11 protein-coding genes are annotated in these 15,573 nt (G+C 60.6%); 6 read left to right on the top strand and 5 right to left on the bottom strand.

Going from position 1 to position 15,573, the window contains the following annotated elements; translation table 11 throughout:
• Nucleotides 1–121 precede the first annotated feature (121 nt).
• Nucleotides 122–1,843: an FAD-binding protein gene (locus MWL89_RS02525; protein ID WP_244411632.1), complete on the bottom strand. Its 1,722-nt coding sequence runs from the start codon at nucleotides 1,841–1,843 to the stop codon at nucleotides 122–124.
• Between the two features lie 245 nt (nucleotides 1,844–2,088).
• Between MWL89_RS02525 and MWL89_RS02520 the strand changes: the two genes are divergently transcribed.
• Entirely contained in the window at nucleotides 2,089–3,000 is a 912-nt protein-coding gene (locus MWL89_RS02520; RefSeq protein WP_244411631.1) for a LysR family transcriptional regulator, read from the top strand.
• A 230-nt stretch (nucleotides 3,001–3,230) separates the two neighbouring features.
• Nucleotides 3,231–4,145, top strand: a complete 915-nt coding sequence (locus tag MWL89_RS02515) for a DNA/RNA non-specific endonuclease (protein WP_102379169.1) — start codon at nucleotides 3,231–3,233, stop codon at nucleotides 4,143–4,145.
• A gap of 243 nt (nucleotides 4,146–4,388) precedes the next feature.
• On the opposite strand, the gene MWL89_RS02510 is transcribed toward MWL89_RS02515, so the two are convergent.
• Together MWL89_RS02510 and MWL89_RS02505 are read right to left on the bottom strand one after the other, a co-directional pair.
• Nucleotides 4,389–5,840: an APC family permease gene (locus tag MWL89_RS02510; RefSeq protein ID WP_244411630.1), complete on the bottom strand. Its 1,452-nt coding sequence runs from the start codon at nucleotides 5,838–5,840 to the stop codon at nucleotides 4,389–4,391.
• Nucleotides 5,841–6,220: 380 nt separating this feature from the next.
• A complete protein-coding gene (locus MWL89_RS02505) occupies nucleotides 6,221–6,859 on the bottom strand; it encodes a DUF6652 family protein (protein WP_244411629.1) in 639 nt (212 codons plus the stop codon).
• 223 nt (nucleotides 6,860–7,082) lie between these two features.
• On the opposite strand from MWL89_RS02505, the gene MWL89_RS02500 reads away from it, so the two are divergent.
• The 4 genes from MWL89_RS02500 to MWL89_RS02485 all read left to right on the top strand — a co-directional run bounded on the left by MWL89_RS02500 (nucleotide 7,083) and on the right by MWL89_RS02485 (nucleotide 12,357).
• Nucleotides 7,083–8,567, top strand: a complete 1,485-nt coding sequence (locus MWL89_RS02500; RefSeq protein ID WP_244411628.1) for a helix-turn-helix transcriptional regulator — start codon at nucleotides 7,083–7,085, stop codon at nucleotides 8,565–8,567.
• Between the two features lie 163 nt (nucleotides 8,568–8,730).
• Nucleotides 8,731–11,286: a molybdopterin-dependent oxidoreductase gene (locus tag MWL89_RS02495; protein ID WP_244411627.1), complete on the top strand. Its 2,556-nt coding sequence runs from the start codon at nucleotides 8,731–8,733 to the stop codon at nucleotides 11,284–11,286.
• Nucleotides 11,287–11,288: 2 nt separating this feature from the next.
• Entirely contained in the window at nucleotides 11,289–12,110 is an 822-nt protein-coding gene (locus tag MWL89_RS02490) for a 4Fe-4S dicluster domain-containing protein (protein WP_244411626.1), read from the top strand.
• A gap of 46 nt (nucleotides 12,111–12,156) precedes the next feature.
• Nucleotides 12,157–12,357: a hypothetical protein gene (locus MWL89_RS02485; protein ID WP_244411625.1), complete on the top strand. Its 201-nt coding sequence runs from the start codon at nucleotides 12,157–12,159 to the stop codon at nucleotides 12,355–12,357.
• 67 nt (nucleotides 12,358–12,424) lie between these two features.
• Here the strand turns inward: MWL89_RS02485 and MWL89_RS02480 are convergent, their stop codons facing one another.
• Both MWL89_RS02480 and MWL89_RS02475 read right to left on the bottom strand, forming a co-directional pair.
• Nucleotides 12,425–15,001 (bottom strand): InlB B-repeat-containing protein, encoded by a 2,577-nt coding sequence (locus MWL89_RS02480; RefSeq protein WP_244411624.1) that lies wholly within the window; start codon nucleotides 14,999–15,001, stop codon nucleotides 12,425–12,427.
• Between the two features lie 181 nt (nucleotides 15,002–15,182).
• A complete protein-coding gene (locus MWL89_RS02475) occupies nucleotides 15,183–15,548 on the bottom strand; it encodes a VOC family protein (RefSeq protein ID WP_244411623.1) in 366 nt (121 codons plus the stop codon).
• Between the last annotated feature and the right edge of the window lie 25 nt (nucleotides 15,549–15,573).

Below are 15,573 nucleotides of genomic sequence, written 5' to 3'. Positions count from 1 at the left end.
CGCACCCGAACAACCAGCCAAAACGGTGTCGCCCCGATCGTCGGCACTACGGCGATCAGGGCGATATTCGGCTGCGGCGGGCACGGGAGGAGGTTCGTGCTCGCCGCGATCGGATTCTGGGCTACTTGCCGAGGTACTCCTTGGCATCCTTCATGGCCAACCGCCCCGAATTGACAGCCCACGCAGCTTGCGATCCGGGAGCGAACTTCACGTCGTAGGAATCACCGTACAACCCGCCCGCGTCGGAGCCGCCCGCGTACAGGCCGCCGATAACCTGCCCCTCGGCATCCAGCACCTGGGTCTTCTCGTTGACGCGGATTCCACCGCACGTTGTATAGAAGCCGTCGGCGGTCTCGCAGAGCCAGTACGGGCCCTCGTCCATCTTGTGCAGATACTTCGCCCGCTTGCCGAATTCCTCGTCGGCACTCGTATCGTCGCCGTCAAGACCCGCAGCAGCATCGCAGTAACCGTTGTACTGTTCGACCGTCGCCTTGACGGCATCGGCGTCCAATCCCGCTTCCTTGCATACGGCTTCCAACGTATCGCCCACATGGCAGCCCTCGGCCTTTTCGAGCACCGCGCGCGCCTCGGAAAGCGGCGTGCCCGGAGTTCCGAACGAGAACACCTGGCCGTCGGGGCCCCGCTCTTCCCAGCGCTTCATATCGGCTTCCGTGAACAGCGCGAACGTCTTCTCTTGGTTGCGTACACAAATGCCGGCGCCCGCAAAGTCATCGATCCAGAGATCCTCTTTGCAGAAGCGCTCCCCTTTTTCGTTGAGCCACAGCGTAGGCTGGACGCCCGCCGAGTACGCGTCTGTTGTCCATGTCGCCGAAACCGCTCCGATGGTAACGGGACCGCACCACATAACCGTGCCCAGACCCTCGGCGAAATCGGCACCGGCGTCTTTCGCCATCTTCAAGCCATCTCCGTCTCGGCAATCCATGCCGAGCGCCTGGATATTGGCGTTTTTGGTCTCCGATACGCTGTAGAGCATGTCGGAGTTGTTCGCGTAACCGCCCGTTCCCACAACGACAACCGGGGCCTTCACCTCAATAACGTCGCCTTTCTCCGTTTGAGCCAAAAGACCTGCCACCTTGCCGTCCTCGATGATGATCTTGCGGCCGAACGTCTTGAAACGAGCTTCGACTCCGAGCTTCTCGGCCTCCGCGCCGAAGCACTGCATGAAGTAGCCGCCGGGGCTCGCGTTATCGCCCTTATCGTACACGTGCCACACCTTGGGGCCCGAACCGATGGAGATGTTACCCTCGAACACGATGCCGTGACCCTCAAGCCAATCGATGGTTTCGGCGGTCTGGCTGAAGAAGTTCTCGTAGAGCTTGTGCTGGGGAATCCAGTGATGGTAGTTCAGGCAGGTGTTCATGGCGTTCTTTACGCCGTAGGGAGCGTTGGGGTTGTAGGCTCCTGCGAAGGAAACGCCGCCGTCCGCTTCGGTGAAATGAGTTTCAAGGCCCGTCATGCCCTCGGTACCGATGAAGGAACCACCGTATCCGTCTAGCCGCTCGATGACGACAGGCTTGAGGCCGAGGTCGATGGCCTGGATGGCAGCGGCCGTTCCCGTACCGCCCGCGCCCACGATGCACACGTCGGCTTCGATGGTTTCCGACGGCTCGCCGAGCTCGGGGATCGACCAGATGGGATCGGCCGCATCGGCGCCCTGCGTCGCTGCAGCTGTATTTTCAGCAGAAGGCTCGGCTGCCCCCGCCGCCGGTTCGGTCTCTTTCGGCGAGCATCCAACAAGCGCACTGCCTGCGATACCTGCCGTGAGCGCTCCCGCTCCTACCAAAAACGAACGCCTGCTCAGATTCTGTGTGCTTTCGAACATGAGAAACCTCCTTGACGAAAAACCCGCGTCCCTTACGAGTGCCGCATCCCTTGTCGGCATGTACCGCGGATGGCCGCCCTTGCGGCTTGAGCGTAGTATGGGCCGCGAAACAGGCTGACCGCAATGCTTTAAGATTGAGCTAAAAGCTGCACGCTGAACCGTTTAGATACAAGGAAAGAACAAGCGGAGCGCGTATAATGGTAGGGATGCACGGATGCGCAGGAATGGACAGAGGGAGGTCCAGAATGTACAGCGACAAGTGCGACTACTTCATTCTCGCCTACGACTCGCCGAGCTTCAGCGCAGCTGCGGCGAGGGTTCCCATGTCCCCCCAAGGGTTCACCAAGGCCATCCACAACCTGGAACGCGAACTCGGGGTTCCGCTGTTCGCTTCCGATAGCGATGGCACGAGGCGGCCGACGCCCTACGCGACCGAGTTCTACGAATACGCCAAACACGTCCAGACGGAGCGCAACCTTCTAGAAAGCGCCTTCGAGCGCATATCGTCGAGCGGCTACGCGGAGATTCGCGTAGCTTCGGCGCTCGGCATACCGGGGCTTCTCGGCCCGGAATTCCCCCACGGGTTTGCCGTCGACTGCCCCGACGCTTCGGTCGCCCTCAACGAACTGCCTGACTCGCTCTGCGAAGCGGTTGTTCGCGACGGACTCTACGATCTCGCGCTCACCATCTCGCCTGCCGGCGAAGATTTCACCACGCAGGAGATATACTCTTCGCCGGTACTGTACTGGGTGAGACGGGACGACCCGCTCGCCGAGCAGGACTCCATCAGCATCCGAGATCTCGCCGGTCGGCGCATCGCCACGCCGGGGCGAGAATTCAAGTGCTTTCAGCAGCTGCGCCTGCGATTCGAAGAGGAGGGACTCGGCCAGCCGAACGTCGTTGAGCATTCCGAGATATTCTGGATATACGAGTTCGTCTTGCACGGCGGCGGCGTGGGGTTCACGTTGCCGCACTTGGCGAAACTCGAAGTGTTCAGCGCGAACAGCGATATCGTCGCCCTGCCTGTCGAGGGGCTTACCTGGGGGTTCGGCGTATCGCATCTCAGCTCAAGGAGCCTTTGCCAGCGCGAAAAGGACTTCATCGCCTACGTTGCCAATTGCGCTGCGGGGTTTTCCAAGAAGCACCGATCCCGCTGATATCCGCGTTTCCGTTTCGGGAATGGATGAGCCTTGAGCATGCGTACCGACTAACGTCGTCCCCATCGACAGATTGTCGGCCGAAAAACACGTTTTTCCCGTCAAAACCGTGTTTTTCGGCCGACAATTGGTTCGACCATCGGCGCGTCCCCGACCGCTCGCCTCAGCACCGACGGCACATCGGCTCGGCCACGAGCACGCCCGTTGCGCAGATGTGAGATAATCCTCCCATGCCGAATCTCGCACGACAATTTCTTGCATCCGCGCTCGCACTCGCCCTTGCCGCGGCGCTCGCCCTTACAGGTTGCTCCCAGACCCCCGTCTCCCCCGACCAAGCGCAAGGCCTTGAGCGCGCCGAATCCTTCGCACTCTCGGAAATCCCCGAGTATGCAGGCGAGCCTTCCGTCGCAATCGACGGCGGTCAACCCGGCTTCACCGACGAGGACATCGATGCCGCCAAAGCGGGCGGCATCGAATCGTACAGCGACCTCGATGCAATCGGCCGCTGCGGAGCCGCCTTCGTACTCGTAGGCCCCGAAACCATGCCGACCGAAAAGCGCGAAGGCATCGGCATGGTAAAACCTTCCGGCTGGCAGATATCCACCTACGACTTCATCGACGGCAGATATCTCTACAACCGCTGCCACCTTGTCGGATTCCAGCTGACGGGAGAAAACGCCAACGAACGAAACCTCATCACCGGCACGCGCTACCTGAACACCCAGGGCATGCTCCCCCTCGAAAACGACGTCGCCGACTACGTCGAAGAGACGGGCAACCACGTGCTCTTCCGCGCAACGCCGATCTTCAACAACGACGAGCTGATCGCCCGCGGCGTACAGCTCGAAGCCCTGTCGGTCGAAGACGGCGGAGCGGGCGTGCGTTTCAACGAATACTGCTACAACGTGCAGCCGAACGTCGAAATCGACTACCTCACCGGGAACAACCGCGAAATCGGCGCCGGAGAAACCGACGCCGATGCGGAAGAATCAACCTACGTACTCAATACCCGGTCCATGAAGTTCCACGAGCCCGACTGCAAATCGGTTGCCGACATGGCCGAGCACAACAAACAGGAGTTCACCGGCACGCGCACCGAACTGCTCGAAGAGGGATACGAACCCTGCGGCCGCTGCGACCCGTAGCAGGAAACCGGGCGGGCGGCTTCAGCATGTGCCGCACGCCCCGCCCTTCGTATGCTTGCACGCCCCGCATACCCGGGCCGCGCACCTACCTATCCGTTGAGCGCCGAATCGAGACAATCGCCCGGGGAACCGGGAGCGAGCCGGAAACGCAAGCGGGACAGCCGGCGCTCGCCGTGCTGCCCCGCAACACATCGACGGGGCCGGGCCGCGCAGCAACGCGCTCCCGACCCCGATCGGATACGCTTACTCGTCCACCTCGATGGTGGTGGGATCGGCGAGCGTTCCGCGCTTGTCCTTCACAACCGAGGCGATGAACCCGCAAATGCCGATGATCCACATCAGGCACGCGAAGACGATGTTGAGCACCATGTTGTCCAGGCCCGTGAGCAGCGCGAAGTTGCTGATGACGAGGAACGCGATGTAGCACAGGCCCACGAGGGCGAGCAAAGGCGCTATCGTGGTGGTGAATACGTTGTAGTGGTAACCCTCTTCGCTGTTGTGCTTGCGCATGTAGCCGATAACCGATGCGCACACCAGAAGTTCGAGCGTCATGATGCCGACAACGGCGATGGCCGAGGCGATCGCGCCGATCTGGGTGTAGGGATCGAACCCGAGCACGAGGCAGATGAGCACGACGGCCAAGCCGAACACCAGCTGCACGATCGAGGCGATGTAGGGCGATTTGTGCTTGGGATGGGTGCGCCCGAGCGCCTTGGGCAGCATGCCCGCGCGGCCGAAGGCGTACAGGTAGCGGGAAGCCATGTTGTGCGTGGCCAGCCAGCAGGCGAAGGCGCTCATGATGAAGAAGAAGTTGAAGATGTGGCCGGCTACGGGGCCGAGGTAGGTGGTCACCACCGTGTAGAAGATGTTGCCCGCCTGGTCGGACTGGGCCATGGCGACGATCTCGTCGCCGCCCATCGCCGCGATGACCGACCATGCGGTCAGGGCGTACACGACGCCGACGAAGATGACCGCGAAGAAGGTCGCGCGCGGAACCGTTTTACGCGGGTCCTTCGCCTCCTCGCCGAAGATGGCCGTGGCCTCGAAGCCGATGAAGCACAGAAACGCGAAAGCGATGCCCAGCCCCGGAGCGCCGCTGAAGAACACGCCCGGATCGAACGATTCGAGCGTGTAGGCGGCAGGGCCCGCCTGGATGAGCACGGAAACATCGGTGACGACGAGGATCGAGGCCTCGCACACCAGGCACACCATCAAAAACTTCGTACCGCCCTCGATGCCGAAGTACCCGAGCAGGAACACGGCCAGGTACAGCACGATGGTGATGATCCACCAAGGAACCTGGATTCCCAGTTCGAGGTTCAAGATGTCCGAGCCGAAATACCCGCCCACCGCAGCGGTGTACAGCGTGAGGAAGTTGTACGCCGCAACGGCGAGGTACCCCGCCGCGCCTCCGAGACGCTTGCCCAGACCCATCGAGATGTAGGTGTAGAACGCCCCCGCATTGGTAACGTGCGAGCTCATCGCGGTGTAGCCGACCGCGAAGAGGATGAGCAGCACTCCGATGAACAAGAAGTCCATCGGCGCGGCAATGCCGTTGCCGAGCCCGATGATGAGCGGGATGTTTGCAGCGCATGCCCCCAAAGGCGCTGCTGCTGCGATCACGAGGAACGCCAGAGGCACGGTGCCGATAACGCCATGCCGAAGCTCTGTTGAGTGATCGGTTTCTTGAGCCATATCCAATCCTTTCCTATCTGCTCCGTTTGGGCGCTTGAGCACATCATCCGACCGACCTGGAATCTGTCGAGCGAGTTATGGTCAAAGGAATCCATCCCCATGGCAGACAGTACTGTTCGGATACCGTTGCCCAGGCGTTGCCAAAGTGGAATCAATGATACTCCCACTTATATAAAATTTGCGCTCGCAGTGTCTATTTTTCCCTATCCTGCGGCGAGTGGATCAAAAGGGAGAAACGGGCGCAACCCAAACGAGAAAAAGCCGGGGCAGGCAACGTTCCGCTCCCGAACCGTGCGGACATGCAGAAGAGTTCGGATAAACCGAAAGACCGCCGCAGCCCAACAGCCGGGCGAACGCAGGCTTTGCGCAGATACGCAGAATCAGAGAGAACCGGGGTTCGCCCGAGATTGCGCTTGAGACTCCAGCGTGCGGAAATGCCGAACGATGAATCCGTAACTCGCTACATCGGCGATCGGGAAAAGCTGCAGAATAACGAATACGACCGCCGTCGAAAAGACAATGAGGCCCTTGCGATACGCGAGGACGATGTTCGATATCGCAAACGAGCTCGTCGCCATGAGGAACAGGTAGTTCACCAAGCTCATGACCGGAACGAGGACGACCATCATGGTTCCGAATATAATGCCCATCGATGCAAGATGAATGCTGAGCGTCAGAAGCGAACTGGCGAACGCAAGCAGAAGCGCATAGGCGAACGTAACCACGAAATATGGGATCATCAGAAGTTTGCACACGAAAACCTGCAGGCCCAACCCCCGTTGCTGATCGGGGCGCGATGTGAGGGATCCGAGCGACGCAAAGGCCACCACGATGCAGGCGATGGATACGAGAAAGGCCAACGCAAGCGCACCGAGCCCCGCTGTCATAACGAAATTAAGAAAGTCGGTATCGTTGAACAGGTCGGAGTCTATCAGGATAAACGGCAGGACCATCGAGGCCGTGAACGCGTTCACCAACACCACGAACGCGATCAGAAGGATTCTTCTCGCCGTTTTCATCGCGCTCCTATCGTTTTAGACGCATTCGGCCGCACGTCGGGCGAACGGCATTGCAGCATCGCCGCATTGAAAGCATTATCTCATAACGTCCCGCTCGCCTTACGCTCTTTCGCCGTACCGCCTCAATCGAACGGATTCGACGGCCGCTTACCCTTGCATGCTCTTGTTTGCTACAATAGGTAAGGGGGTACAATTCTAACGGCCATCCTCGACAGGAGGCCCCATGAACGACATCGTAACAGATGAGACGAGCGATATCTTCGGTGAAACGCTCGCTGACGAGCCTTGGGGGGCTTCCGATGCAGTCGGCGCCGCGGGGCTCGCCCTAACCACCGCTTTTCTCTTGGCTTCGTTCTTTTCGGATGCGCTTCTCGCGGGCTCACCCGTCGATGCGATCTGCAGACCGGTCGGAATGGTCTCGTTCTGCGCAAGCTATTATCTGATACGAAGGTTCTCCGATGCACTTTCGTCAAGAAAACTCAGGCTCGGATTTCTCTGCCTCGCAGCCGCTACGGGTTCGCTTGCTCCTGCCATCGGCTTTGCCGGCTACTGGCTCGGGTCGGTGCCCGCAGCTCTCATCATCGTCAGCTGGGCGGGAATCGGCCTTGCGGGAACGCTTCTGACGAGTTTCTGGGCCGAATACTCGGCGATGCTCACGGTGAAGCGAGCGATGCCGACAACGGCGGTATCCTTTGTGCTCGGCGCCGGAATCTATCTCGGGATAGCGAACATCGATCAGCCGCTCAGCCCTTTCATGCAGGAGGCGACGCTGCTCGTCTCGATCGCGTGCTGCTACCTCTTCTCGCGCGACAGAACCCTTCCCGAAATCGTACCCCTCGAGGAATCCCGCCTACGACTCGAACTGTTTCGCAGAACCGAGACGGTTCTCGTGCTGTACGGAGTCGTTTTCGGCCTCGTGCTGCAAGAATCGCTTACCGACCGCACGCTTACCGATCCCAACCTGTTCGTGCCATTCGGCATTTTTGCGGGAACGGCACTGCTCGCAATCGCCCTCGCTCTCAGAAAAGGGAAGCCCGTCAGCGCGCAGCTTGCGCAAAGGGTGCTCTATCCTGCGCTTATCTGCGAACTCGTGGCGTCTCTTGTCGATTGCGATCCCCTCGTTCTCGCTCTACGGTTTTCGATCCTCGCGCTGTTCGGGTTCTACCTTGCAGTCGAATGGGGCACGCTCGCATCGCTCGCCTCGCTGTTCCGCGCTCAGCCGATATACCATTTCTCAAGGGGACGCGGCCCGCTTCTGCTCGGCGTTTCGATCGGGTGGCTTGTCGGCTTCGCCTCTTTAGAACCGGGTCTCGCCGCAGCCCTTCCGGCCGCCTCCCACCTTATCGCTTTTGCCCTCATCGTCCTGCTCTCCCTCGCCGTTGCCATCACTCCTTTCGGATTCGATCAGCTGACGAGGCCCGGCGCGCTCGACGAGAAGGATCGCGCCGACAACGACCGGCGACGCATCGGCGCATGGCGGCAAACCTGCCTCGACATCGCGCTGCACGCCTCCCTCACTCCTCGCGAGCGGGAAGTGTTCTTCCTCCTCGCCAAAGGAAGGAACAGCGAATACATCGGCAAGGAACTGTTCATCTCGATCCATACCGCCCGAACCCATACGTACCGCATTTACCGCAAGCTCGATATCGCCTCGCAGCAAGAGCTGATCAACCTCGTCGAAGAGGGTGTAAAACAGCAGATGGATTGAGTACTGAAGAATTCAGTACGCGCACCGTTGCCCGCATACGCAAAATCCTCGACGCTTCTTCGGCGCGAATCATCAAGGACGCGTAACGACTTATTTTGCATGCCGTCCTATTCTCCGACCAACGGCAAAGCACCAAGGGGTGCTTGGAAGGGGGTAGCATGCTATGACGGAAAAACGAGGGACGGGCATCGAGCGAAAAACAACATGCACGACAGCCGGAGCATTGTTCGTCGACGTCGAAGACGACCGCATCGTCCGTTTGCAACCGATGCACTTCGACCCAGAGGAGGTGCAATCGTGGAACATCGAAGTCAACGGTAAGATGTACAAACCTCCGCTCACCCAACCGCTGCTCCCTTGGGGAACGGCCTCGAAGCAGATCATATACTCCGAGAACCGCGTTAAGCACCCTCTCAAGCGCGTCGACTGGGAGCCGCTGGATAACAGGATGCCCGAAAATCGCGGCATCAGCGGCTACGAGCGGATATCGTGGGACGAGATGTACGACATCCTCGAACGGGAGATGCGGCGCATCATCGACACGTACGGACCGTCCGCATTCTGCTGGTCGCATTGCGCCCACCCCGAATGGGGGCAGGTGCACTACTTCTACAGCGATCTCTACCGATTCTGGAACATGGTGGGCGGCACGTACCGCGAGTTCTCCCCCAACTCATGGGAGGGATGGGCGGCGGGCGCAACGTTTGTGTGGGGATACTGGCCGCTGAAGGGCCTCATCCCCTCAACCGACCTGTTGCAGGACGTTGCCGAAGACAGCGACCTCATCGTTTTGTGGGGTACCGAGCCGCTGTTCCACAACATCTACAGCGGCATCGACACGGCTCGCGCGCTCAAGTACTTCAAGGATCTCGGCAAATCGTTCGTCCTCATCGACCCGCTCTACAACGAGACCGGGCTCGCCGTCGATGCGAAGTGGCTGCGCATCGTGCCCGGAACCGATGCGGCGCTCGCGGCCGCAATCGCACACACGTGGATCGCCGAGGGCACGTACGACCAAGCGTATCTCGACACCCACGCCATCGGCTTCGACGAGGAGCATCTGCCCGAGGGGGCACCCGCCAATTCATCGTTTAAGAGCTACATCCTCGGGCTCGACAAGGACGGGATCGAAAAGACGCCCGCATGGGCAGCGGAAATCTGCGGGATCCCCGCCTACACCATCCAAGCGCTCGCACGCGAATGGGGGTCGAAGCCGACCTCGCTGTGGTCGCTGTTCAGCGGCACCTGCCGGCGGCAGTACGCCCACGAGCACACCCGCATGCAGGCAACGCTGCTCGCCATGCAGGGCTTGGGCAAACCGGGCGTCAACGCGGTCGGATCGGTGCTGACGCTCTGCGGACCCTACGATGCGCAGAACCAGATCGGGCCGACGGGGTACGTCGATGGCGGCATCAACGTGGTCATGGACAACTACACGCCCAACATCGTCAGGCAGTTCATCACGTTCCAGAAGTTCAACGACTGCGTGAAGAATCCCCCGCAGCAGTGGCGGGGCGGACACATGGACAGCTTCAACGCCGAAATGTTCTGGGAGGAGGCCACCTACCCCGCGAAGGGCTGCTCGCCGGTGCACTTCATCTGGCAGCGCGGATCCACGATGACCAACCCGCCCGATCACAAGCGCGATATCATCGCATACCGCGATGCCTCGATCGAAACGATCGTCATATGCGCGCCCTGGTTCGACCGCGAGTGCCGCTACGCCGATCTCGTTTTGCCCATCACAACCGCCTTCGAGCACCAGGACATCACGGAGCCGGGCAGCGTTGCCCAGATGGGCGCTTCGGGCATGGGCTTGCGCAGCGCCGTTTTCCACCAGCAGACGATCAAGCCCATCGGCGAGAGCAAAACCGACCTCGAAATCTTCGAAGAGCTGTCGCGAAGGCTCGGATACGGCGATACCTACCTGGAAGGCAATACCGAAGAGACGATCATCCGCAAGATCTACGACACCACGACCATTCCGATGGAGTACGAGGCGTTCAAGGAGAAGGGCTACTACGTTTGGCCGGCGCCGACGAACTACAAGCCCAACAAGGAGATGAAAGGGTTCTACGAAGACCCGGAGGCGAACCCCGTCGATACCCCGACCGGGAAGCTCGAGATATTCTCGACGCAGCTCTTCAAAAAGTACGGCCCCGACAACCCCGATATACCGCCCGTCCCCCATTACATCCCCGAGCGGGAGGGTCCCGCAAACGCGGCGCTTGCCGAAAGGTTCCCGCTCCAGATGTGCATGGCGCACCCCAAGTTCCGATTCCACGGCAAATACAACGACGTAGAGTGGCTCTCGGAGAATTACAAGGTGTACGGCCCCGATGGGTATCCGTACGAACCGGTTTGCCTCAACCCCGCAGATGCGGCTGACCGAGGGCTGAGCGATGGCGACATCGTCCGCGTGTTCAACGATCGGGGAAGCGTGCTCGCGGGAGTCAAGGTGACCGACCGATTGACGCCCGGCGTGGCATGGCTCACCTACGGCGCATGGAACGATCCCGTCGATCCGGAAGCAGGAGCGCTCGACCGCGGCGGCGACGGTAACGTACTCACCCAGGCGGAACCGATGTCGGACCACTACGTAAGCGGCGCTTACAACTCGTGCATGATCGAGATCGAAGCCGCCGACCTCGACGCTCTGAGCAACCGATACCCCGAAGGCTTCGCCGGCGCGTGGAGCACTTGGAACAGGGAGGGATAACCATGAAAACCATCCTGGTGGACCCCAGCTTGTGCATCCAATGCACCAACTGCCAGATCTCGTGCAAAGACGAGCACACCGACAACGACTGGACGCCCATCGCCGCGCCTCAGGCTAAGGGACAGTTCTGGATCAGAATCGACGAGCGGGAAACGGGAAGCGGCTCGCGTATGCGCCTCGAGCGCACCCCCGTGCTCTGCCAACACTGCGAGAACGCCCCTTGCATAGCAGTCTGCCCGAACAACGCCATCTACACGCGGCCCGACGGCATCGTGATCATCGATCCCGTCGCCTGCAAAGGATGCGGAACCTGCCGCGCCGCCTGCCCCTACGATGCTGTTTTCGAAAACCCCCAGCTCGGCATATCGCAGAAGTGCACGATGTGCGCGCACCTCCTCGACGAGGGGTGGGACGCTCCGCGCTGCGTCCGCGGCTGCCCGACCGACGCCCTGCAGTACGTCGATGTCGAAAGCCTGAACCAGCGCGATCTCCCCGCGCCGCTCGAACGGCTCATGCCCGACGAGGAAACGAACCCGCACGTAGCCTACATCAGAACGCACAAGCCGTTCGTCGCCGGCGGCGTTATCTCGCCCAAGGAAGGCAAAGCCCTCGACGACGCATGCGTAACTGCAACCCACCAGGTCACGGGTTCGATTTATCGTACTCAGACCGACACGTACGGAGATTTCGCCGTCAATGCGGTCGAGCCGGGATTCTACACCATCGAAGTGATGATCGACGGCTACTATCCCCGGGTTTTCACCGACTACGACCTGCGCGAGGCCAAGAACATGGGCGAGGTGAGGCTGTACCCGAAGGCGTAGTCCGCCTCCCATGCATGCAAACCACGTGATTCAGATTGGAGGATCCATGTGCTTTAGACCGCCCACCATCGAAAGCGACCAGGAGAACGTCTGCCCGAAGTGCGGAGCCAACCTGTTCGTCGGAGCAGCCAAATGCCCCGCATGCGGAAGCGAGGTAGCTGCAGCCCACACCTCGGCAGTACCTCTTCCCCGCTCGCCCCAAGCGCCGCAAGCGCCCAAGCGCCCCGATCCGCCCGCCGGCGCATAAAGCCCCATCCGGCCGAAGAACGGCAGCGGCCCGGCTATAGTCGGGCCGCTGATGGTTTCCGATCAGGTTAGGCCCTTCGGCGGGCGTGGAGCTTCGCGCCCAACGCTATCACCGAACAGGCGACGGTGAACAGTGCTACCGTTAAGGCAGCATCGAGCATCGGATCGCCCGTTCGCGGAGCGAAGCCCTTGCCCGCATTCGAACCCTGCGTCGGAGTCGGGTTCGTCGGGACGCTCGCGGTGGTGTCCCATTTCGCATACAGCGTCATGTCCTGCTGTACCGCGCTCGCAAAATTCCATCGGGAGCTCAGCGAAGCGTCGGTGTACCAGCCCGCGAATCGATATCCCTCCCTGACAGGCGCTTCTGCGCCGGTCGGCTCAGTCGCACGCTGCCCCTTCTCGATCGTTTGGTCGACGGGTTTCGGAGCGCCGCCGTTCGGCTCGAAGCGCACCGTCACCGTATCGGGAGCCTGCGGCCCGATATCGGCGAGCAGCACGACGTTATGGGCGGAACCGCTACCGCCTACGACAACCGGCTCCGCCGCGTGCGCTGCCGTGCGCGTCCCGGTGACCGTCACGTTGGGAATGCCGCTTCCCGTATCGGATGCCGTATACACGCCCGCGGCGTCCGCAGCAAGCTCTACGTTCGGGGTGTCGACGCTCCACGCGTAGCGCTGCGGGTTCGTCAGGTTCCACGACATCGCATAGGGGCTGAACGACTCGCTTTCGCTCGGAGCGATCGCGCAGCCGATATGGGTCGGGTACACCTCGGTGATCGTACCGCCGTCGGCTCGAATCTCGCTTGCTCCCGGCACGGGCTGCGATACGTGTACGGCGGGGATGTTCTCGCCGCCGTTCAGCGGATTAACGGCCAGAGCGATGCCCGTTATGGTCGAGCCTCCGCTCGCTTCGATGTGGGAGTTGACTGCAATGCCCGAGCGCTCTCCTTCGAGCGTCAGCTCGGATCCGTCTTCGGCGTACACGCGGGTCGCCCGGTTCTCCATGCCTTCGTCGTCCTGGTTGCTCAACCATCCGTACTGGCCGCCCGAGGCGTCCACGGTCGAATCGGAGAACCGATACGTGCCGTTGAGCGACACGATGCCGGCGGATACATCGGTTAGCCCGGCGGGCTTCGTTGGGTGCTTCACCGCAGCGTTCACATCGCATCCGATAAACGGCATCTCGTCAACCGACAGCATCTGGATGCCCGCCGACGTGCCCGTCCCCTCGAGCGTGCTGCGCTCGAAATAGGCTTGGGCATCGGGATCGGCGGTTCCGTCGAACCCGTTGTGGGTATCGTATATCTGCATACCCGTCGTAGGCTGCGTAGCCGATGTCGCCGTTGCGCTCACGAAGGTGTTCACGAGTATCGGCCTGCAAATGATGGCCCCGAAGGAAGCATAGCCGCCTTGGCTATCGTCGGCGACCGCGATAATGGAGGGAATCGCACTGCCCGCACCGTACACCTCGGTAGTGCGAAGCACTTCGAGCGCGATGAAGGGGCTCGTAGCCGTGATGGTTGCGCTGCTCGGAGCAGATTGATCGCCGATGTAGAGATAGTGTATCTGGGCGCCTCTCTCGCCACCGTCGGCAACAACCTGCGCATCGCCTGAAAGCCGCGCCGTCTTCCAGATGATGGCAGTACCGCTCGGCGCATGGGCCTCAACATACGAGCCTTCGTCGAGGTGCATCGTTCCGTAATCAGGGCCTTCCGAGCTCGACAAGAACCCGACTCCCGTAGACCCGGGAGCCTGCTCTGCGTACATCGAGCTGTCGTTCACGTAGATATCCTGGCTGTCAACAGAAACCAGCACTGCAACACCCGCAGAATCGGAGGTGATGGCAAGCGTGCTGCCGTCAAACACCATCGAATTGCTCGGAGCGGATTCGAGCGTGTCGCGGATGAGGAGAAAATAGGCACTCTGCGCAGGGGATGTAGCTCGACCCGTAAGCGAAGCACCGCTCATGTACAGCGAACCGCACACGTCGATGATGGCTGAGTACGATTCGGGGCTCACATCCAAAACCGCAGCACTCGTAACGTCAAGCGATCCGAAGATGTTCAGGTCCATCGTTTCCACCCTGTCGGACACGCGTACGTTGGCACCCGTATCGATCGTGCATTCGAGTCCCCGTGCACCATCGGAGGAACGGAGTAGCATGCTCTGCAAAGCGCCCGAGCCCTGTATGGTAAGAGCACCGCTTACTCCCTCGTCGACAACGAGGGACGTATCGTCATCGAGTATGCCCGAACCGCTTTGCGCTCCGCTCAGGGTATAGGTTGTCTCGGAGAGCGTGAGCGTCGTTGCCCCGCCTGCCGAAATAACGATGTCGGCCGAAGAGAGCGGCGCAGCAGAAACGTTTTCATCGAAGGGCGCTGTATCGAAAGCCCCTGATCCAAGTGCGAGATCGCCTCTACCGATGTCGCGCGCTTCCTCGTCGTCGGTTTCCTCAACGCTTACCGGCAGATTCGGAACGTCGATAACGGTTTCCCGGCTTGGCTCAGCAGCCGTGCCGAGCAGTCCCTCACCGAAGCGCCACGATGAACCGGTGTCCGCGAAGGCGCCGATGGGAATAGCCATTGCCGTCACGAGGGCAACGGCTATCGCGCAGGTGAACGCCCTTCTGCGAAACGGTGCTTTCATATGGCATCCTTTCGATTTGCTCATCTATATATTCATCTTTATATATAAGATGTTACTGATTATGCCATAGATGGAGCAAAACTGATAGTAAAATAGTAGGATTCCACAAGCGAGCGGCCGCATCGCGGGGCAAACGAAAGCTCCCACCCGCGCATGCGGATGGGAGCCGAATCAAACCAGTCTAGTGCGGTACGATCTCAAGCCAGCACCCATCGGGATCGGTAATGAAATAGATCCCCATGTTCTTGTTCTCGTGAACGATGCAGCCCATCTTTGCATGAAGTTCGCGGGCGGCCTCCATATCGTCGACCGCGAAAGCGAGGTGAGTGTCGTTGCTTCCGTTGTTGTACGGTTCGACCCGCCCGCGGTTCCACGTCAGCTCCAGCCGAAAATCGGTGGCATCGTTGCCCAGGTACACGATGGCCCAGCTGCCGTCGTCGGGCTCGATGCGATCGACCTCCATCAAGCCGAGCGCCTGCTCGTAAAATTCCATCGATGCCTCGAGGTCGAGTACGTGGATACACTCGTGCACCATCTTCGCTTCCATGCTGCTCCCTTTCCGTATGCCGTTC

It is taken from the genome of Raoultibacter timonensis, assembly GCF_022845715.1.
Classification (GTDB): Bacteria; Actinomycetota; Coriobacteriia; order Coriobacteriales; family Eggerthellaceae; genus Raoultibacter; species Raoultibacter timonensis.
The sequence above is the reverse complement of the archived record's forward strand: the minus strand, read 5'-3'. Positions and strand labels throughout refer to the sequence as shown.

What these genes read in the sequence shown, in the direction of transcription:
- MWL89_RS02525 (WP_244411632.1), bottom strand. Translation starts at nt 1,843, where the DNA reads ATGTTCGAAAGCACACAGAATCTGAGCAGGCGTTCGTTTTTGGTAGGA.
- MWL89_RS02520 (WP_244411631.1), top strand. Translation starts at nt 2,089, where the DNA reads ATGTACAGCGACAAGTGCGACTACTTCATTCTCGCCTACGACTCGCCG.
- MWL89_RS02515 (WP_102379169.1), top strand. Translation starts at nt 3,231, where the DNA reads ATGCCGAATCTCGCACGACAATTTCTTGCATCCGCGCTCGCACTCGCC.
- MWL89_RS02510 (WP_244411630.1), bottom strand. Translation starts at nt 5,840, where the DNA reads ATGGCTCAAGAAACCGATCACTCAACAGAGCTTCGGCATGGCGTTATC.
- MWL89_RS02505 (WP_244411629.1), bottom strand. Translation starts at nt 6,859, where the DNA reads ATGAAAACGGCGAGAAGAATCCTTCTGATCGCGTTCGTGGTGTTGGTG.
- MWL89_RS02500 (WP_244411628.1), top strand. Translation starts at nt 7,083, where the DNA reads ATGAACGACATCGTAACAGATGAGACGAGCGATATCTTCGGTGAAACG.
- MWL89_RS02495 (WP_244411627.1), top strand. Translation starts at nt 8,731, where the DNA reads ATGACGGAAAAACGAGGGACGGGCATCGAGCGAAAAACAACATGCACG.
- MWL89_RS02490 (WP_244411626.1), top strand. Translation starts at nt 11,289, where the DNA reads ATGAAAACCATCCTGGTGGACCCCAGCTTGTGCATCCAATGCACCAAC.
- MWL89_RS02485 (WP_244411625.1), top strand. Translation starts at nt 12,157, where the DNA reads ATGTGCTTTAGACCGCCCACCATCGAAAGCGACCAGGAGAACGTCTGC.
- MWL89_RS02480 (WP_244411624.1), bottom strand. Translation starts at nt 15,001, where the DNA reads ATGAAAGCACCGTTTCGCAGAAGGGCGTTCACCTGCGCGATAGCCGTT.
- MWL89_RS02475 (WP_244411623.1), bottom strand. Translation starts at nt 15,548, where the DNA reads ATGGAAGCGAAGATGGTGCACGAGTGTATCCACGTACTCGACCTCGAG.